Source organism: Streptomyces sp. NPDC030798, from assembly GCF_055572275.1.
The window spans coordinates 215215-234047 of sequence record NZ_JBVIDR010000004.1; the positions used below are offsets into that span (position 1 = coordinate 215215).

General features: G+C 72.7%; 17 protein-coding genes. 10 read left to right on the forward strand and 7 right to left on the reverse strand.

The window, feature by feature from the left end; genetic code table 11:
* Positions 1-54 precede the first annotated feature (54 nt).
* From ACZ404_RS11660 to ACZ404_RS11670, 3 genes are all read left to right on the forward strand, one after another.
* Complete coding sequence (locus ACZ404_RS11660; RefSeq protein ID WP_468438517.1) at positions 55-1278, forward strand: arginine deiminase; 1224 nt, start codon at positions 55-57, stop codon at positions 1276-1278.
* Between the two features lie 87 nt (positions 1279-1365).
* On the forward strand, positions 1366-2373 hold the full coding sequence (argF, locus tag ACZ404_RS11665) for an ornithine carbamoyltransferase (RefSeq protein WP_468438518.1): 1008 nt from the start codon (positions 1366-1368) through the stop codon (positions 2371-2373).
* A gap of 100 nt (positions 2374-2473) precedes the next feature.
* Complete coding sequence (locus ACZ404_RS11670) at positions 2474-3919, forward strand: amino acid permease (RefSeq protein WP_468438520.1); 1446 nt, start codon at positions 2474-2476, stop codon at positions 3917-3919.
* On the opposite strand, the gene ACZ404_RS11675 is transcribed toward ACZ404_RS11670, so the two are convergent.
* Positions 3879-4331 (reverse strand): ATP-binding protein, encoded by a 453-nt coding sequence (locus tag ACZ404_RS11675; RefSeq protein WP_468438522.1) that lies wholly within the window; start codon positions 4329-4331, stop codon positions 3879-3881. The genes ACZ404_RS11670 and ACZ404_RS11675 overlap by 41 nt on opposite strands.
* A gap of 317 nt (positions 4332-4648) precedes the next feature.
* Between ACZ404_RS11675 and ACZ404_RS11680 the strand changes: the two genes are divergently transcribed.
* From ACZ404_RS11680 to ACZ404_RS11690, 3 genes are read left to right on the forward strand one after another with little or no spacing between them, the layout of a single operon-like run.
* Positions 4649-5476, forward strand: a complete 828-nt coding sequence (locus ACZ404_RS11680; protein WP_468438524.1) for an enoyl-CoA hydratase family protein — start codon at positions 4649-4651, stop codon at positions 5474-5476.
* A 1-nt stretch (position 5477) separates the two neighbouring features.
* A complete protein-coding gene (locus ACZ404_RS11685; RefSeq protein ID WP_468438526.1) occupies positions 5478-7745 on the forward strand; it encodes a bifunctional salicylyl-CoA 5-hydroxylase/oxidoreductase in 2268 nt (755 codons plus the stop codon).
* Entirely contained in the window at positions 7742-8308 is a 567-nt protein-coding gene (locus ACZ404_RS11690) for a hypothetical protein (RefSeq protein ID WP_468438528.1), read from the forward strand. The genes ACZ404_RS11685 and ACZ404_RS11690 overlap by 4 nt, the downstream gene beginning before the upstream one ends.
* A 30-nt stretch (positions 8309-8338) precedes the next feature.
* Here the strand turns inward: ACZ404_RS11690 and ACZ404_RS11695 are convergent, their stop codons facing one another.
* Positions 8339-9157: a PaaX family transcriptional regulator gene (locus ACZ404_RS11695; protein WP_468438530.1), complete on the reverse strand. Its 819-nt coding sequence runs from the start codon at positions 9155-9157 to the stop codon at positions 8339-8341.
* A 15-nt stretch (positions 9158-9172) separates the two neighbouring features.
* The gene (locus tag ACZ404_RS11700; protein WP_468438988.1) at positions 9173-10852 is read right to left on the reverse strand and encodes an AMP-binding protein; all 1680 of its coding nucleotides are present in this window, start codon (positions 10850-10852) and stop codon (positions 9173-9175) included.
* Between the two features lie 72 nt (positions 10853-10924).
* Between ACZ404_RS11700 and ACZ404_RS11705 the strand changes: the two genes are divergently transcribed.
* The 3 genes from ACZ404_RS11705 to ACZ404_RS11715 all read left to right on the forward strand — a co-directional run bounded on the left by ACZ404_RS11705 (position 10925) and on the right by ACZ404_RS11715 (position 13084).
* Entirely contained in the window at positions 10925-12133 is a 1209-nt protein-coding gene (locus ACZ404_RS11705; RefSeq protein WP_468438533.1) for an acyl-CoA dehydrogenase family protein, read from the forward strand.
* A complete protein-coding gene (locus ACZ404_RS11710; RefSeq protein ID WP_468438535.1) occupies positions 12130-12528 on the forward strand; it encodes a RidA family protein in 399 nt (132 codons plus the stop codon). The genes ACZ404_RS11705 and ACZ404_RS11710 overlap by 4 nt, the downstream gene beginning before the upstream one ends.
* 112 nt (positions 12529-12640) lie before the next feature.
* On the forward strand, positions 12641-13084 hold the full coding sequence (locus tag ACZ404_RS11715; RefSeq protein ID WP_468438537.1) for a DUF6299 family protein: 444 nt from the start codon (positions 12641-12643) through the stop codon (positions 13082-13084).
* Positions 13085-13147: 63 nt separating this feature from the next.
* Here ACZ404_RS11715 and ACZ404_RS11720 read toward each other — a convergent pair whose 3' ends face one another.
* From ACZ404_RS11720 to ACZ404_RS11735, 4 genes are all read right to left on the reverse strand, one after another.
* Positions 13148-13393, reverse strand: coding sequence for an acyl-CoA carboxylase epsilon subunit (locus ACZ404_RS11720; protein WP_468438539.1), 246 nt, complete (start codon positions 13391-13393; stop codon positions 13148-13150).
* 11 nt (positions 13394-13404) lie between these two features.
* Positions 13405-14949 carry an acyl-CoA carboxylase subunit beta gene (locus ACZ404_RS11725; protein ID WP_468438541.1) on the reverse strand — a complete coding sequence of 515 codons (1545 nt, stop codon included), beginning with the start codon at positions 14947-14949 and terminating at the stop codon, positions 13405-13407.
* A gap of 205 nt (positions 14950-15154) precedes the next feature.
* A complete protein-coding gene (locus ACZ404_RS11730) occupies positions 15155-16408 on the reverse strand; it encodes an AAA family ATPase (RefSeq protein WP_468438543.1) in 1254 nt (417 codons plus the stop codon).
* Positions 16405-17202, reverse strand: a complete 798-nt coding sequence (locus ACZ404_RS11735; RefSeq protein WP_468438544.1) for a GntR family transcriptional regulator — start codon at positions 17200-17202, stop codon at positions 16405-16407. Before ACZ404_RS11735 ends, ACZ404_RS11730 begins: the two co-directional genes overlap by 4 nt.
* Positions 17203-17536: 334 nt before the next feature.
* Here ACZ404_RS11735 and ACZ404_RS11740 point away from each other — a divergent pair, with 334 nt between their 5' ends.
* Entirely contained in the window at positions 17537-18814 is a 1278-nt protein-coding gene (locus tag ACZ404_RS11740; RefSeq protein ID WP_468438546.1) for an extracellular solute-binding protein, read from the forward strand.
* Positions 18815-18833 lie beyond the last annotated feature (19 nt).

Consider the following 18833-nt stretch of genomic DNA (forward strand, 5'->3'; position numbering starts at 1 on the left):
TCGGAAACGGCCGAGAAGGGCGTGAAGACGGGCGGCTCCGGCCAGGATGGAGGCATGGCATACCACGTCGACTCCGAGGCCGGGCGGCTGCGCCGGGTGATCCTGCACCGGCCCGACCTCGAGCTCAAAAGGCTCACCCCCAGCAACAAGGACGCCCTCCTCTTCGACGACGTGCTGTGGGTGCGCCGGGCGCGCGCCGAGCACGACGGGTTCGCCGACGTCCTGCGCGACCGCGGGGTCGCCGTCCACCTCTTCGGCGACCTGCTGACCGAGACCCTCGAGATCCCCGAGGCCCGCTCCCTGGTCCTCGACCGGGTCTTCGACGAGAAGGAGTACGGCCCCCTCGCCACCGACCATCTGCGTGCGGCCTTCGAGGACATGCCGGCGCGCGAGCTGGCCGAGGCGCTGGTCGGCGGGATGACCAAACGGGAGTTCCTCGAGGCGCACGCGGAGCCGACGTCCGTGCGGTTCCATGTGATGGACCTGGACGACTTCCTGCTGCGGCCCCTGCCCAACCACCTCTTCACCCGTGACACCTCGGCCTGGATCTACGACGGCGTCGCCATCAACGCCATGCGGCTGCCCGCCCGGCAGCGGGAGACGGTGCACTTCGAGGCGATCTACCGGCACCACCCGGTGTTCCGTGACGAAACGTTCCGCGTCTGGTCCCGCGGGCAGGCCGACCATCCCTCCACCATCGAGGGCGGCGACGTGCTGGTGATCGGCAACGGCGCCGTGCTCATCGGGATGAGCGAGCGCACCACCCCGCAGGCCGTGGAGATGCTGGCCCACAAGCTGTTCGCGGCGGGCTCCGCGCGCACCATCGTGGCGCTCGACATGCCCAAGCGGCGCGCCTTCATGCATCTCGACACGGTGATGACCATGGTCGACGGCGACACCTTCACCCAGTACGCCGGGCTCGGCATGCTCCGCTCGTACACCATCGAGCCGGGGGTCGGCGAGCGGGAGCTGAAGGTCACCGACCATCCGCCGGAGCACATGCACCGCGCGATCGCCGCCGCGCTCGGCCTCGGGGAGATCCGGGTGCTGACCGCCACGCAGGACGTCCACGCGGCCGAGCGCGAGCAGTGGGACGACGGCTGCAACGTGCTCGCCGTCGAGCCCGGAGTCGTCGTCGCCTACGAGCGCAACTCCACCACCAACACGCATCTGCGCAAGCAGGGTATCGAGGTGATCGAGATCCCGGGCAGCGAGCTGGGCCGGGGCCGGGGCGGCCCGCGGTGCATGAGCTGTCCCGTCGAGCGGGACGCGGTGTGACCGAGCGGACTCCCCGGAGCTGTATAGAAATGTGGAAGGTCGTATAGAATTCCATAGTCCGTGCACCCGTACCCCTGGAGCGCCCCCATGGCGACAGTCCCGACCGCCCTCGCCGGCCGCCACTTCCTCAAGGAGCTGGACTTCACCGAGGAGGAGTTCCGCGGCCTGGTCGAGCTGGCCGCCGAACTGAAGGCCGCCAAGAAGGCCGGGACCGAGACGCAGTACCTGCACGGACGCACCATCGCGCTGGTCTTCGAGAAGACCTCGACGCGCACCCGCTGCGCGTTCGAGGTCGCCGCCGCCGACCAGGGCGCCCACACCACCTACCTCGACCCCTCCGGCTCGCAGATCGGGCACAAGGAGTCCGTGAAGGACACCGCCCGCGTCCTCGGCCGGATGTTCGACGGCATCGAGTACCGGGGCGACAGCCAGGCCAAGGTCGAGGAGCTGGCCGCGCACGCGGGCGTGCCGGTCTACAACGGCCTCACCGACGACTGGCACCCCACCCAGATGCTCGCCGACGTGCTCACCATGACCGAGCACAGCGGCAAGCCGCTGAAGGAGATCACCTTCGCCTACCTGGGCGACGCCCGCTTCAACATGGGCAACTCCTACCTCGTCACCGGCGCCCTGCTCGGCATGGACGTCCGGATCGCCGCCCCGAAGTCCTACTGGCCCGCCCAGGAGGTCGTGGACCGCGCCCAGGAGCTCGCCGCCTCCAGCGGGGCCCGGATCACCCTCACCGAGGACCTCGCCGAGGGCGTCGCGGGCGCCGACTTCGTCGCCACCGACGTCTGGGTGTCCATGGGCGAGCCGAAGGAGGTCTGGGACGACCGGATCAAGGCGCTCGCGCCGTACGCCGTGACCATGGACGTCCTGCGGGCCACCGGCAACCCGGACGTGAAGTTCCTGCACTGCCTGCCCGCCTTCCACGACCTCGGCACGAAGGTCGGGCAGGAGATCTTCGAGAGCCACGGCCTGACCTCGCTGGAGGTCACGGACGAGGTCTTCGAGTCCGCCCACTCCGTCGTCTTCGACGAGGCCGAGAACCGCCTGCACACCATCAAGGCCGTGCTGGTCGCCACACTCGCCTGACGGGCCTTATCCTGACCGGCGGCCCGGAGCCACCCCTTCCGGTGCCGCCGCCGCGACCCCATCACGGTCGCCCGCACCACCAGAATCGAGCACCACCCGCATGCCCGCTCCCCGCATCAAGTCCCCCCACCTGCTCGTCGCCGAATCCGGCGCGGACCGCGCAGGCCACGGCCTCCGGCGCACGATGGGCCTCTTCCAGCTCATCTGCTTCGGCGTCGGCGCCATCGTCGGCACCGGCATCTTCGTCGGCCTCTCCGACTCCGTCGCCCAGGCCGGCCCGGCCGTCGTCGTCTCCTTCGTCCTCGCGGCCGTCACCTGCATCTTCACCGCCCTGTCCTTCGCCGAGCTGGGCGGCGCGATCCCCGTCTCCGGCTCCTCGTACTCCTTCGCCTACGCCGGCCTCGGCGAATCCACCGCCTTCCTGGTCGGCTGGTGCCTGCTGCTGGAGTACGGCGTGTCCATCTCGGCCGTCGCCGTCGGCTGGAGCCAGTACGTCAACGAACTGCTGCACAGCCTCACCGGCCACCAGTTCCCGGCCGCGCTGTCGGCGGGCCCCGGCGACGGCGGGATCGTCAACCTGCCCGCCGTGATCGTCATCGCCCTGGCCAGTGTGCTGCTGGTGCGCGGGGTGCGGGAGAGTGCCCGGGCGACGGCCGCCATGGCCGCCGTGAAGCTGGTCATCCTGCTGGCCTTCTGCGCCATCGGCTTCAGCGCCTTCCGGCACGGCAACCTCACCCCGTTCTCCCCGGCCGGCCTCGGCGGCATCGGCGCGGGCACCACGGCCGCGTTCTTCTCGTACATCGGCTTCGACGCGATCACCACCGCCGGCGAGGAGGCGAAGAACCCCCGCCGGGACATCCCCGTCGCGATCATGGTCTGCATGGGCCTGGTCACCCTGCTGTACTGCGCGGTCGCGCTGGCCGCGATCGGTGCCATCGGCGGCAGGCAGGTCGCCGGCCGCCCCGCGGCCCTCTCCTACGTCGTCAACGCGGTCACCGGCTCCACCGTCGGCGGCGGAGTGATCGCCTTCGGCGCGGTCGTCGCGATCGCCTCGGTCGTGCTCGCGGTGATGTACGGCCAGACCCGCATCCTGATGTCGATGTCCCGGGACGGATTGATCCCGCGCGTCTTCGAGAAGGTCTCGCCGCGCACCTCCACCCCGGTGGCCGGCACGCTGATCGTCGCGGTCGTCTTCGCGGTCCCGGCGGCCTTCGCCTCCCTCGACGCGGTGATGAACCTGTGCACCATCGGCACGCTCGCGATCATGGCCGTCGTCAACATCGCGGTGATCGCCCTGCGCCGCCGCGAACCGGGCCTCACCCGCAGCTTCCGCGCGCCGCTGTACCCCGTGGGCCCGCTGCTCGGCGTCGCCTTCTGCCTGTACCTGATGTACGAGACCGGCCCGCGGACCTGGATCCAGTTCGCGGTGTTCCTCGTGGTGGGCCTGCTGGTCTACGTCGCCTACGGCCGCCGGCACTCCACGCTGGCCCGGACCGCCCCCGAGGTCACAGCGGACGCCGCTGAGCCGGAATTGCAGGCAGTCTGAACCACACCGCCTTGCCCGACGGGGTGGGGCGGTGACCGCAGGAGGAGCTGAGGGTCCGGATCAGCAGCAGTCCGCGCCCTCCCTCCTGCCAGGGGTCGGGCTCCTCGATCACCGGCCGGGTCAGATGGCCGGGCGGCGCCGGGTCCGGGTCGTGCACCTCGACCTGGCAGCCGGACGGCAGCAGCTCCACCACCAGCTCTATCGGGCCGCGCCCGGCGGTGTGCTCCACCGCGTTGGCCACCAGCTCCGCCGTCAGCAGCTCGGCCGTGTCACTGTCGGCCGGATGCTCCACCTCGGCCAGAGCCGTCCGGACCAGGGCACGGGCCACGGGCACGGCCGCGGTGGTGTGCGGCAGCGCGATGCGCCAGGAGGCCGATTCGGTGGGGCGTTCGTGCAAGGCGAGTCCGTTCATGGAGCAGGCTGTCCTGCTTTCGACTGTAGAAAAGGGTACGGGCCCGGCCACGGGGGGCCGTCGTCGGGCACCGCCCGGGGCCCCAGGGCCCCGGTACCAGGCCTTCCGGCCCGGTACCGGCGTGCTTACCCGCGCCAACGCCCCGCCTCGCCCGGCCGTGCCCACTGTTACGCCGCTGTGGACGTCCGGTGACGCCCGTGACGGGACTCGGCCGTCCCGGCGCACGTTGTCGCGTGGTCGTGACGGCAGTCACAAACAAGTGATAGCTTCCTGGTACAGCGCAACGTGAGGCACCGCCCCCTAGGAGGCCGCACGTCATGAGTCCCTTCACCGGCTCCGCCGCCCGCACCTCCGACTGGGAGCACCTGCGGGTCCGGCTCACCGACGGCGTCGCCACCGTCACCCTCGCCCGCCCCGAGAAGCTCAACGCCCTCACCTTCGGCGCCTACGCCGACCTGCGCGACCTGCTCGCCGAGCTGTCCCGGGAGCGGTCCGTGCGCGCCCTGGTGCTGGCCGGCGAGGGGCGCGGCTTCTGCTCGGGCGGCGACGTGGACGAGATCATCGGCGCCACCCTGTCCATGGACACCGCCGGGCTGCTCGACTTCAACCGGATGACCGGCCAGGTGGTACGGGCGATCAGGGAATGCCCCTTCCCGGTGATCGCCGCCGTGCACGGCGTGGCCGCGGGTGCGGGCGCCGTTCTCGCCCTGGCCGCCGACTTCCGGGTGGCCGACCCCTCGGCCCGCTTCGCCTTCCTCTTCACCCGCGTCGGCCTCTCCGGCGGCGACATGGGGGCGGCCTACCTCCTGCCCCGCGTCGTCGGCCTCGGCCACGCCACCCGCCTGCTGATGCTGGGCGAACCGGTCCGGGCCCCCGAGGCCGAGCGGATCGGCCTGATCAGCGAGCTGACCCAGGAGGGCCACACCGACGAGGCCGCCCTCACCCTGGCCCGCCGCCTCGCCGACGGGCCGGCCCTGGCGTACGCCCAGACGAAGGCCCTGCTCACCGCCGAGCTGGACATGCCCCTGGCGGCAGCCGTCGAGCTGGACGCCTCCACCCAGGCCCTGCTGATGAACGGCGAGGACTACGCGGAGTTCCACGCGGCCTTCACGGAGAAGCGCGCCCCGAAGTGGCGGGGGCGGTGACATGAAGGTCGCCGTGATCGGCGGTGGCCCCGGCGGCCTGTACGCCGCGGCACTGCTCAAGCGCCTCGACCCGGCCCGGGAGATCACCCTCTGGGAGCGCAACGCCCCCGACGACACCTTCGGCTTCGGGGTCGTCCTGTCCGACGAGACACTCGGCGGTATCGAACACGCCGACCCGGTGGTCTACCGGGCACTCCAGCAGGAGTTCGTGCGGTGGGACGACATCGACGTCGTGCACCGCGGCGTACGACACCGCTCCGGCGGCCATGGATTCGCCGCGCTCGGCCGCCGCCGGCTGCTGCAGATCCTGCACGAGCGCTGCCGCTCCCTCGGGGTGGACATCCGGTTCCGCACGGAGGCACCCGACGCCGGCCGGCTCCGCGCCGGTTACGACCTGGTCATCGCCGCCGACGGGGTGCACAGCACCACACGGGCGGCACACGCCGAGGCCTTCCGGCCCCGCATCGCCGAACACCGCTGCCGCTACATCTGGCTGGCGACCGACTTCCCCTTCGACGCCTTCCGCTTCGAGATCGCCGAGACCGAGCACGGCGTGATGCAGCTGCACGGCTACCCCTACGCATCCGACGCGTCGACCGTCATCGTCGAGATGCGCGAGGAGGTCTGGCGGGCGGCGGGCTTCGACGAGCAGGGCCCCCAGGAGTCCGTCGACCGCTGCGCCAAGATCTTCGCCGAGGCGCTCCGCGGCCGTCCGCTGCGCTCCAACAACTCCGCCTGGACCGGCTTCCGTACGGTGGTCAACGAGCACTGGTCGCACGGCAACGTCGTCCTCCTCGGCGACGCGGCCCACACCGCGCACTTCTCCATCGGCTCCGGCACCAAGCTCGCCGTCGAGGACGCCCTGGCACTCGCCGCCTGCCTGGAGGAACAGCCGGACATCCGCACGGCGTTGGCGGCGTACGAGGAGGAGCGGCGGCCGGTCGTCGCCTCCACGCAGCGGGCCGCGCGGGCGAGCCTGGAGTGGTTCGAGAACCTGGGCCTGTATCTCGACCAGCCGCCCCGGCAGTTCGCCTTCAACCTGCTCACCCGCAGCCGCCGCGTCACGCACGACAACCTCCGGCTGCGGGACGCCCGGTTCACCGAGGCCGTGGAGCGCGAGTTCGGCTGCCCGCCGGGTACGCCGCCGATGTTCACCCCGTTCCGGCTGCGCGGCCTGACCCTGCGCAACCGGGTCGTCGTCTCCCCGATGGACATGTACTCCGCGGTCGACGGCGTCCCCGGCGACTTCCACCTCGTCCACCTCGGCGCCCGCGCCCTCGGCGGAGCGGGCCTGGTGATGACCGAGATGGTGTGCGTGAGCGCGGAGGGCCGGATCACCCCGGGCTGCACCGGCCTCTACACCGGCCGCCAGGCCGAGGCGTGGCGGCGCATCACCGACTTCGTGCACGCGCAGGCCCCCGGCACCGCGATCGGCGTCCAGCTCGGGCACTCCGGCCGCAAGGGCTCCACGAAGCTCATGTGGGAGGGCATGGACGAGCCGCTGCCCGAGGGCAACTGGCCGCTCGTGGCCGCCTCCCCGCTGCCGTACAAGCCGGACAGCCAGCTTCCGCGGCAGCTCACCCGCGCCCAACTGACCGACATCCGTGAACAGTTCACCGCATCGGCCTGGCGGGCCGCGCGGGCCGGCTTCGACCTGCTCGAACTGCACTGCGCGCACGGCTACCTGCTCTCCGGCTTCCTCTCCCCGCTCACCAACCGGCGCACCGACGCCTACGGCGGCTCGCTGGAGAAGCGGCTGCGGTTCCCGCTGGAGGTCTTCGACGCCGTACGCGCGGTGTGGCCGGCCGAGCGGCCCATGACCGTGCGCGTCTCCGCCACCGACTGGGCCGAGGGCGGGACCACCGCCGAGGACGCGGTCGCGATCGCACGGGCCTTCGCCGCGCACGGCGCCGACGCCATCGACGTGTCCACCGGACAGGTGGTGGCCGAGGAGCGGCCGGAGTACGGACGGTCGTACCAGACGCCGTTCGCCGACCGCATCCGGCACGAGGCCCGCGTCCCGGTGATCGCGGTCGGCGCGATCTCCTCCTGGGACGACGTCAACTCGCTGATCCTGGCCGGCCGTACGGACCTGTGCGCGCTGGCCCGGCCACACCTGTACGACCCGAACTGGACCCTGCACGCGGCCGCCGAGCAGGGTTACGAAGGGCCCGGCGCCGGGTGGCCCGCGCCGTACCGGGCGGGCAGCCGCCGCCCCCGCACCGGACGCACGGACGCCCCCAAGCCGCGCCTGACGCTCGGCCGTTGACCGCTGGCCGGTTCCGTCTGGTGTACTGCGGTTCGCAGGGCAGGCGGACGGAGATCTCCATGGGTGTGCTGTACGACTACTTCCACGCGGCCGACCGCGCCACGGCGGTCGACCGGGCGATCGGACCGGACGGCGACCGGATGAACGGGCGCTCGCTGGACGAGGCCGGGGCGGACTGGTTCGACGCCAAGAACATGGACCCCAACGTCGTCCTCGGCAAGCTGGTCGGCTTCGCCCAGGGCATCCCGTTCGGCAGCGTCGCCGAGCCCGAGATGGTCTGGCCCGACCCGGTCGCCTGGCCCTACGGCCGTCCGGCGCCGTCGGGGGTCGCCTCCCCCTGGGACACCGGGCTGGTGCTGCAGGAACTGCCCGACGGCTGGCGGGACACGCTCGCCGGGGTGGAGGAGGAGGCGGTGCCCATGCTCGCGCTCCAGTGGTACGACATCGAGGAGGTCCGGTTCGCCGACTTCCTGGACGCGCAGGCCGCTGTCCGTCTCTTCGTCGGCCTGGCCCGGCGCGCGAAGGCGGCCGGCGCGAGTCTGTACTGCCGCTGCTGCGTGTGACCCACCGGCCCCGTCACCCCGCCGGCCCCGTCACTGCGCGGCGCCGACGAACTCCGCCCCCGCGTCCCGCAGCCGCTCGTGCAGCCCCTGGAAGACCCGCGCCGACCGGACGCCGGGCCAGTCGGCGGGAAGCAGGCGGGCGGGCAGGCCGGGGTCGGTGTAGGGGAGGTGGCGCCAGGTGTCCAGGGCGAGGAGGTAGTCCCGGTAGGCCTCCTCGGGCGGGGTGTCCGCGCGTTGCTCCCAGGCGTGCAGGACGGGGGCGTGGGCGTCCAGGAAGCGCTCGTGCTCCTTGGCGATCGCGGTGAGGTCCCACCAGCGGGAGACGGCCTCGGCGGTGGGCGCGAAGCCGAGGTGCTCGCCGCGGAAGAAGTCCACGTACGGGTCGAGGCCCAGGCGGTGCAGGGTGTGCCGGGTCTCCTCGTGCAGCCTGGCCGGGGCGATCCACACCCCGGGCGCCGCCGTGCCGAAGCCCAGGCCGGCCAGCCTGGAGCGCAGCACGTGCCGCTTCTGCCGCTCCGACTCGGGCACGGAGAACACCGCCAGCACCCAGCCCTCGTCGCCGGGCGGTGTCGTGGCGTAGATGCGTCGGTCGCCGTCGTCCAGCAACTGACGTGCCTCGGCGGACAGTTCGTACCCGGCCGCGCCGGACCGGGTGCGGGCCGGCAGCAGCAGTCCGCGGCGTTTGAGCCGGGACACCGAGGAGCGTACGGAGGGTGCGTCCACGCCGACCGCGGCCAGGAGCCGGATCAGCTCGGCGACGGGCACCGGACCGGGCACGAAGCGGCCGTACGCGCCGTAGAGCGTGACGATGAGGGACCTGGGGGCGTGCTGCTCGGACACGTTGATCATTTTAGGTCGTCGGCGTCACTGCCGGTCACCCGCGGTGCGCAGCCGGAACCGCTGCAGCTTGCCGGTGGCCGTGCGGGGGAGTGCGTCGAGGAAGACGAACTCGCGGGGGCACTTGTACGGGGCGAGTTCGGCGGTGAGGAAGACGCGCAGCGCCTCCGGGTCGCGGGCGGCCCCGTCCCTGAGGACCGTGTACGCCACCACCACCTGGCCGCGCGCCTCGTCGGGGCGGCCGACGACCGCCGTCTCCACCACGTCGGGGTGGCGCAGCAGGGCGTCCTCCACCTCGGGTCCGGCGATGTTGTAGCCGGCGGAGATGATCATGTCGTCGGCGCGGGCCACATAGCGGAAGTAGCCGTCGCTCTCGCGGACGTAGGTGTCGCCGGTGACGTTCCAGCCGCCCCGCACGTACGCGCGCTGGCGGGGGTCGGCGAGGTAGCGGCAGCCGACCGGGCCGCGCACCGCGAGCAGGCCGGGCTCGCCGTCGGGCACCGGCTCGCCGTTCGCGTCCTGGACGCGCGCCTGCCAGCCCGGCACCGGGACGCCGGTGGTGCCGGGTCTGATGTGCTCGTCGGCGGCGGAGATGAAGATGTGCAGCAGCTCGGTGGCGCCGATGCCGTTGATGACGCGCAGCCCGGTGCGCTCGTACCAGGCCCGCCAGGTGGCGGCGGGCAGGTTCTCGCCGGCCGACACACAGCGTCTGAGGGAGGAGACGTCGTGCCCGTCGAGGGCGTCGAGCATCGCCCGGTAGGCGGTCGGCGCGGTGAACAGCACCGAGACCCGGTGCTCGGCGATCGCGGGCAACAACTGCCGCGGGCCCGCCTGTTCCAGGAGCAGGGCGCTGGCTCCCGCCCGCATCGGGAAGACCACCAGTCCGCCGAGGCCGAAGGTGAAGCCGAGCGGGGGGCTGCCCGCGAACACGTCGTCGGGGCGCGGGCGCAGCACATGGCGGGAGAAGGTGTCGGCGATGGCCAGCACGTCCCGGTGGAAGTGCATGCAGCCCTTCGGGCGGCCCGTGGTGCCGGAGGTGAACGCGATCAGGGCGACGTCGTCGGCGGCGGTGGCGACGGCGGGGTACGGGGCGTCGGGCGCCGGGCGGCGCAGCAGGTCGTCGGGGCCGTCGCCGCCGTAGGTGGTGATGGCCAGGTCCGGTATCTCGGCCTTCGCCAGGTCGTCCACCGACCGGATGTCGCACAGCGCGTGCCGGACCCGGGCGATCCCGCACAGGGTGGCCAGCTCGTGCGGGCGCTGCTGGGCCAGCACCGTGACGGCGACCGCACCCGCCTTCAGCACGGCCAGCCAGCAGGCGGCCAGCCACGGGGTGGTGGGGCCGCGCAGCAGGACACGGTTGCCGGGTACGACGCCCAGGGCTCCGGTGAGGACATGGGCGATGCGGTCGACACGGGCGCGCAGCTCGCCGTAGGTCCAGACGCCACCGTCCGGAGTGCGGAAGGCAGGGCGGCCGGGGTCGGCGTGGCCGAGGAGTTCGGCGGCGCAGTTCAGCCGTTCGGGGTAGTGCAGCTCCGGCAGGTCGAAGCGCAGCTCGGGCCACTCGTCCGGCGGCGGGAGGTGGTCGCGCGCGAAGGTGTCGACGTGGGCCGAGACGTGCATGGCGGTTCGCCCCCTATGCCGTGACAGGCGTCGAGACGGGCGTCCTGGTGCGCTCGTGGATCGAGCGTATCGTGTTGGTGACGGCAGTCAACTGTGCGCGATAACGTCGGAGGGTGACGGGGAGGGCCATCGGGAGCCGCCCCGGAGGGAGGACCGGCCGTGCCCGCATTCTCGCTCGAACCGGAACAGACCGCCTGGTGCGCCGAGCTGCGCCGGCTGGCCGCCGAACGGCTGCGCCCGGCGGCCGACAAGGGCGAGCCGGGCCGCGTCAACCGCCCCCTTCTGGCCGAGCTGGGCCAACTGGGCCTGCTGGACCGCCTGTTCACCTCGGGCGCGCTGGAGCTGTGCCTGATGCGGGAATCGCTGGCCCAGGTGTGCACCGAGGCCGAGACCGCTCTGGCCCTGCAGGGCCTGGGCGCCCACCCGATCCACGCGCACGGCACCCCCGCCCAGCGAGCCCACTGGCTCCCCGGCGTCACGGCCGGCACGGCGGTCGCGGCCTTCGCCCTGAGCGAGCCGGGAGCGGGCTCGGACGCGGCGGCCCTGACCCTCCGCGCGGACCCGGACCCGGGTGCGGATCCGGAGGACGCAGGGCGCCGCCCCGGCCCGGTCGGGGCAGGGGGAAGCGGTGGGGCGCGTGGTCCCCGGCATTGGCGGCTCACGGGGGAGAAGTGCTGGATCTCCAATGCGCCCGAGGCCGATCTCTACACCGTCTTCGCTCGGACCACGCCCGGTGCCGGCGCCCGTGGGGTGACCGCCTTCCTGGTTCCCGCCGGTCGGCCGGGGCTGACCGGCAGGCCGCTGGAGATGCTGTCGCCGCACCCCATCGGCACCCTCGACTTCGACGGCGTCCCGGTCACGGAGGACGACGTGCTCGGGGAGGTGGACCGCGGGTTCGCCGTCGCCATGGGCACCCTCAACCTCTTCCGGCCCAGCGTCGGCGCCTTCGCCGTCGGCATGGCCCAGGCCGCGCTCGACGCGACACTCGCGCACACCGCCCACCGCGAGGCCTTCGGCGGGCACCTCGGCGACCTGCAGGCCGTCTCCCACCAGGTCGCCGAGATGGCGCTGCGCACCGAGGCGGCCCGGCTGATGGTCTACGCGGCGGCGACGGCCCACGACCAAGGCGCCCCCGGCGTCCCCGGACGTGCCGCGATGGCCAAGCTGCTGGCCACCGAGACCGCGCAGTACGTCGTCGACACCGCCGTCCAACTGCACGGCGCCCGCGCGCTGCGCCGCGGCCATCTGCTCGAACACCTCTACCGCGAGGTGCGCGCCCCCCGGATCTACGAGGGCGCCAGCGAGGTCCAGCGGGGCATCATCGCCAAGGAGCTGTACGCGCAGCAGCGCGAGAGGGAGGCCCGGTGACCACCGAGCGCATCAACCCGCCCGACCTGTCCCCGCCCACGGGCTTCTCCCACGCCGTCGTCGCCGCCGGCACCCGGGTGGTGTTCCTGGCCGGCCAGACCGCCCTCGACCCCGACGGCAAGGTCACCGGCGCCACCCTCCCCGAGCAGTTCGAGCGGGCGCTCATCAACCTCCTCACCGCCCTGCGCGCCGCCGGCGGCACCCCCGCCGACCTCGCCCGCGTCACCGTCTACGCCACCGACGTCGCCGCCTACCGCACCCACGCCCGCCGGCTGGGCGGCATCTGGCGCGAGCTGGCCGGGCGGGACTATCCGGCGATGGCGGTCGTGGAGGTCGTACGCCTGTGGGACGAACAGGCGCTCGTCGAGCTGGACGGTTTCGCCGTCCTGCCGTGAGGCCCCTGCGGCGGCTCCGGGACGCGCCACCGATGGGGTGACGGTCACGCGCCCGGGGATCGCGGCCCGGTACCAGTGGAAGCCCAGCTCCACGCATACCGGGAGGCACTCCATGTCAGCACGCCCCGCCCTTGCCGCCGCCCTCGGCGCCGTCGCCCTGCTGTGCGCCGCCGCCGGCCCGGCCGGCGCCGCCCCCTCCGGCGCCGCCCCGTCCGAGACGGTGACCGTCGACGCCCAGGGCCGCATCGCGAAGGACGGCACCATCACCCTCTCCGGCACCTACCGCTGCACCGGCAGCAGCGGACCCGTGTTCGTCAGCTCCTCCCTCAGCCAGGGCGACCGCAGCGTCGTCTACGGCATCGGCGGGACCGAGGCCGTGTGCGACGGCGCCACGCACCACTGGGAGAACTCCAGCATGCTCGCGCCGAACCCGCTCAAGGCCGGCAAGGCCCATGTGCAGGCCACCGTCACCGAACTGCGCTCCAGCGGCCTGCTGTTGCTGCTGCCCCACTTCCACGTCGTCAAGGAGCAGGACGTCAAGCTCGTCAAGAAGTGAGCCCTGCCGTGCCGGGCGGGCCGGCCCCCGAGCGCCCACCCGCCCGGCGCGCGGCGGCCCTCCTCAGACGTGCTGCCAGCTGTGCGGGGCGTGGAAGGGGTGCGGGCGCCAGGACGCGGTGCCGGGGGAGCCGGGCTCGGTGCCGGGACCGGCCTGGGCGCTGCGGCTGAGCAGCAGCACCGCGAGGGCGGCCAGCTCCTCCTCGGTGGCCTCCCCCTTCTCGACGCGGATGGGGGGAGTGGGGGATGCGGGGGACGTGGGGGACTTGGGGGACGTGGGGGACGTGGGGGACGTGGGGGATACCGACATGGGGACCTCCGTCACTGAGGGGGATTGCCGTGCTTGCGTGCGGGTCGCTCGGCGTGCTTGGTGCGCAGCATCGTCAGCGCGCCGATGAGGACGCGCCGGGTGTCGGCCGGGTCGATGACGTCGTCCACCAGGCCGCGCTCGGCGGCGTAGTAGGGGTGCATCAGCTCGGCCTTGTACTCCTTGACCAGCTCCGCCCGCCGGGCCTCGGGATCGTCGGCCTCGGCGATCTGCCGGCGGAAGATGACGTTCGCGGCGCCTTCCGCGCCCATCACGGCGATCTCGTTCGTCGGCCAGGCGTAGGTGAGGTCGGCGCCGATCGACTGGGAGTCCATGACGATGTAGGCGCCGCCGTAGGCCTTGCGCAGGATCAGCGAGATGCGCGGCACGGTCGCGTTGCAGTAGGCGTAGAGCAGCTTCGCGCCGTGGCGGATGATGCCGCCGTGCTCCTGCCCGACGCCCGGCAGGAAGCCGGGCACGTCGAGCAGGGTGACGATCGGGATGCTGAACGCGTCGCACATCTGCACGAAGCGGGCCGCCTTCTCGGACGCCTCGATGTCCAGGACGCCGGCCAGGGTCTGCGGCTGGTTGGCGACGATCCCGACGACCTGCCCGTCCAGCCGGGCCAGGGCGCAGATGATGTTGCGGGCCCAGCGCTGGTGCACCTCCAGGTACTCGCCGTCGTCGACGATCTCCTCGATGACCTTGGCCATGTCGTACGGCCGGTTGCCGTCGACCGGCACCAGGTCGGCCAGCGCCTCGCAGCGGCGGTCCGCCGGGTCGGCGCAGGGCACCGCGGGCGGGGTCTCGCGGTTGTTGCGGGGCAGCAGCGAGAGCAGGTAGCGCACCTCCTCCAGGCAGCTCTCCTCGTCGTCGTAGGCGAAGTGGCAGACGCCGGAGGTCTCGGCGTGCACGTCGGCGCCGCCGAGCCCGTTCTGGGTGATCTCCTCGCCGGTCACCGCCCTGACCACGTCCGGGCCCGTGATGAACATCTGCGAGGTCTCGCGGACCATGAAGACGAAGTCGGTCAGCGCCGGCGAGTAGGCCGCGCCGCCCGCGCACGGGCCCAGCATCACGCTGATCTGCGGGATGACCCCGGACGCGGCGGTGTTGCGGCGGAAGATGCCGCCGTAGCCGGCCAGCGCGGTCACCCCCTCCTGGATGCGCGCCCCGGCGCCGTCGTTGAGGGAGACCAGCGGGGCACCGGCCGCGATGGCCATGTCCATGATCTTGTGGATCTTGGTGGCGTGGGCCTCGCCGAGGGCGCCGCCGAAGATCCGGAAGTCATGGGCGTAGACGAAGACCGTGCGGCCCTCCACCGTGCCCCAGCCGGTGACCACCCCGTCGGTGTAGGGCCGCTTCGCCTCCAGCCCGAACCCGGTCGCCCGGTGCCGGCGCAGCGGCTCGACCTCGTGGAAGGACCCCTCGTCCAGCAGCAGCGCGATCCGCTCCCGCACGGTGAGCTTGCCCTTGGCCTTCTGGGCGGCGGTCGCCCGCTCACCGGGTCCGGCGAGCACGCGGGCGCGGATGCCGGCCAGTTCCTCGACCTGGGACCTCATGTCTCCCCCTGTGGTACGAAAGTGAAGCAACGTCAGGTGCACAGCCGACGCGGCCGCTCGCCGAAGGCCGCGGCCCGTCGAGCGGGGCAGGACGGGCTGACCGGGGGCTGACAGACTGCTTACCCGGGCCGACTCGGCCGCCGCTCGAGCCGGTCGCAGCCGCAGGTCACCGGGCCCGACCCGGTGCGGGACCGCGCGCCTTCGGTCAGGCGCCGTCCCTCAGGTACAGGCGCACCGCGTCGTGGAGCCGGTAGCGCGCCTGCCCGGCGCCGGTCTCGATGAGTTGGCGGTGCAGCAGGTCCTCGAGCAGGTCCTCGGCGAGCCGCCGGGACGGCGTCACCCGGGCCTGCATCTCCGCCACCCCGAAGTCGCCTTCCACCTCCCGCAGGTGCCGGAGCGACGTCCTCAGCGGGGGCGGCAGGGGCCGGTGGTACGCGGCGACGCTCGCCCGCAGGGACAGGTCCCCGACGGACAGTGTGTCCAGCCGGTGCCGCTCGTCCGCCAGCCGGTCCGCCAGGTCGCGCAGCGGCCGGTGCGGGCGGGCCGTCAGCCACAGTCCCGCGAGGTGCAGGGCGAGCGGCAGCCTGTCGCACAGCCGTGTGATGTCCCGCGCGGCCGCCCGATCCGCCCGTACCCGGGCCGTGCCCACCAGGTCCTCCAGCAGCCGGCCGGCCTCCGCCGGGCCGAGCGTGCCGATCCTGCAGCACAACTGCCCGGGCAAGGCGGACAGTTCACGGCGGGCGGCGACCAGGACGGCGCTGCGCCCGCCGTCCACCAGCAGCGGACGCACCTGCGCCTCGGTGGTGACGTTGTCGAGGACCACCAGCACCCGACGTCCGCTCAGCGCGTCCCGCAGCCGGGCCCGCGCCTCCTCCGGGTCCTCGGCGCCGGGCGCCCGGCCGAGGGAGCGCAGCACGCGGCCGACCAGTTGGTCCGAGGTGAAGGGCAGGCCGGAGGCGGGGTGCAGGTCGACGAAGACCTGGCCGTCCGGGAACCGGTCCCGCACGGTGTGGGCGGTGCGCAGGACCAGGGCGGTCTTCCCGGCGCCCGGGGGGCCCACGACGACCGCCGGCCCGCCCCTGCCGGGCAGGTGCGCCGCCAGACCGGCGGCCGGCGCCTCCCGGCCGACGAGCCGGTGCCGGGGCGCCGGGGGAAGCTCGGCCGGCACGGCGGGACCGGGCGCATGCCCGCTCCGCACCGGTGACCGGAGTGCCCCGGGCAGCCGTAACAGCCCCCGCACCTCGGCCGGTTCCAGCCCGAGCGCCTCGGCCAGCAGCACGAGCGACTGCCGGCGGGGCCGGGCGGTGTGGCCGGTCTCCAGGTTCCGTATGGCCCGCACGCTCAGCCCCGAGCGCACGGCCAGCTCGTCCTGGGTCAGACAGGCCGCCTCCCGGGCCCGCACCAGCGCGGCGGCGAGACTCGGCGGCGGCCCGGACGGGTGGTGCCGGTGCACCGTCACCCGTTCTCCCGGCCGGGCACCGCGCGTGTACCGGCGTCCGGCCGGCGCAGGGCCGCGACGAACTTGTAGCGCGAGCCCCGGTACACCGAGCGCACCCACTCCACCGGCGTGCCCTCGGCGTCCCGGGAGTGCCGGGACAGCAGCAGCATCGGCAGGCCCACGTCGGTGGCGAGGAGCTGGGCCTCGCGCGGGGTCGACAGACAGGTCTCGATGGTCTCGTCGGCCTCCGCGAGATGGACGCCGTACACCTCGGCGAGGGCCGTGTACAGCGACGGGTACGTCGCGAGCGACCGGCGCAGCCCCGGAAAGCGCCGTACCGACAGATGGGTCGTCTCGATCGCCATCGGGTCGCCGCCGGCCAGCCGCAGCCGCTCGATGCGCAGCACCCGCTCCCCGGCCGCGATGCCCAGCAGCCCGGACAGATCGGCGTCCGCCGGGATCTCGCCGATGTCCAGCACCTGCGAGGCGGGCGTGAGGCCCTGGGCGCGCATGTCCTCGGTGTGGGAGGTCAGTTGGAGGGTCCGGTACAGCTTGGGCTGGGCGACGAAGGTGCCCTTGCCCTGGATGCGGTCGAGCCGGCCCTCGCCCACCAGCTCCTGCAGCGCCTGCCGGACGGTGGTGCGCGAGGTGCCGAGCCGGACGGCGAGCAGGCGCTCGGCGGGCATGGCCGAGCCGGGCTGCAACGCCTGCGCCATCTCCAGCACCTGCTGCTTGATCCGGTAGTACTTCGGCACGCGCGCGGTGCGACCGGGCACCCCCGCGGGGTGCTGGGCGCTGCTGACGTCGGTGGCCATGCCTGCCTTCCCGGCTGTGGGGTGGGCCTCCCGTTATAGCGACCCACCGTCCTATGGTCTAGTCCAACCCCTGCGGGAGGTCTAGTCCAGTAGGCGCGACGGGTGGTGCGGCGGGCGGGGCGCCCGAAAAAGGGGATGGATCCCCTCCGGTGACTTTCTCGTAACGGCCGCGGCGCCTTGCCGAACCACCCTTGACACTCCAAAAGGTCTAGGCCAAGCTCCACCCTACTGGTCTACACCATTAGTGGCCGGTCCCGAGCCCTACGTGCAACAGCGTCGTACGCAGGTCACCGCGAGGGCGTGGGGGGTTGGTGGCATCCCTGAGGAGGGTGGCGTGAAGCGCAAGCTTGCGGCCGCGATCGTGATCGCGGGCATGATGGTCTCCGTCTCGGCGTGTGGCGGGAACGACGACGACAGCGGCAAGGACGCGGGACCGGACAGCTGGAAGGGCCAGACGCTCACCGTCTGGACGATGGACGGCTCGGCGCCGCCCCAGTGGACGAAGGACGTCAAGGCGGCGTTCGAGAAGAAGACCGGCGCCAAGCTGAAGTTCGAGACGCAGAAGTGGGACGGGATCCAGCAGAAGATCACCACCGCCCTCTCCGAGGACAACCCGCCGGACGTCCTCGAGGTCGGCAACACCCAGACCCCGGCCTACGCCGCCACCGGCGGCCTCGCCGAACTGAGCGACCTCAAGCAGCAGATCGGCTCGGACTGGACCCCGTCGGTCTCCCAGTCCTCCGTCTACGACGGCAAGCAGTACGCCGCCCCGTGGTACTTCGCCAACCGCGTCGTCATCTACAACAAGAAGATCTGGGCCAAGGCCGGCATCAAGGGCACCCCGAAGACCCGGGACGAGTTCTTCAAGGACCTGGACGCCATCGGCAAGAAGACCGACGCCGAGCCGCTCTACCTGCCCGGCCAGAACTGGTACTTCTTCGACGGCCTGACCATCGGCCAGGGCGCCGACCTGGTGAAGAAGCAGGGCGGCAAGTACGTCTCCAACCTGGCCGACCCCAAGGTGTCCGCGGCCATGGAGATCTACAAGAAGTACGCCTCCTACTCCAAGGCGCCCAAGGACAAGGACGAGGCCACCCCGCAGCAGGCCCAGGTCTTCGCCAAGGGCAAAACCGGCGCGTTCATCGGCATGGGCTGGGAGGCCGGCACCGCCGTCCAGGCCAACAAGGCCATCGAGAAGGACCTCGGCTACTTCACCATCCCGGGTGCCACCGCCGACAAGCCCGAGGGCGTCTTCCTCGGCGGCTCCAACCTGGCCGTCGCCCAGGGCAGCAAGAAGCAGTCCCTGGCCAAGGAGTTCCTGAAGATCGCCCTGTCCGACCAGTACGAGGGCGAGCTGGCCAAGCTCAACGGCGTCATCCCGAACAAGCAGTCCCTGGAGACCAACCTCAAGGGCAACGCCGTCGCCGAGGCCGCCGCTCCGGGCGCCGCGGCGGGTGGCACCACCCCGCTGATCCCCGAGTGGGCGGCGGTGGAGAACACCCCCAACCCGATCAAGTCCTACATGACCGCCGTGCTGAACGGTAAGTCCCCGGCGGCCGCCGCCAAGCAGGTCGAGGGCGAGATCAACAAGCGCCTGGCCCAAAAGAACTGATGACCCGCGCCGGGGGCGT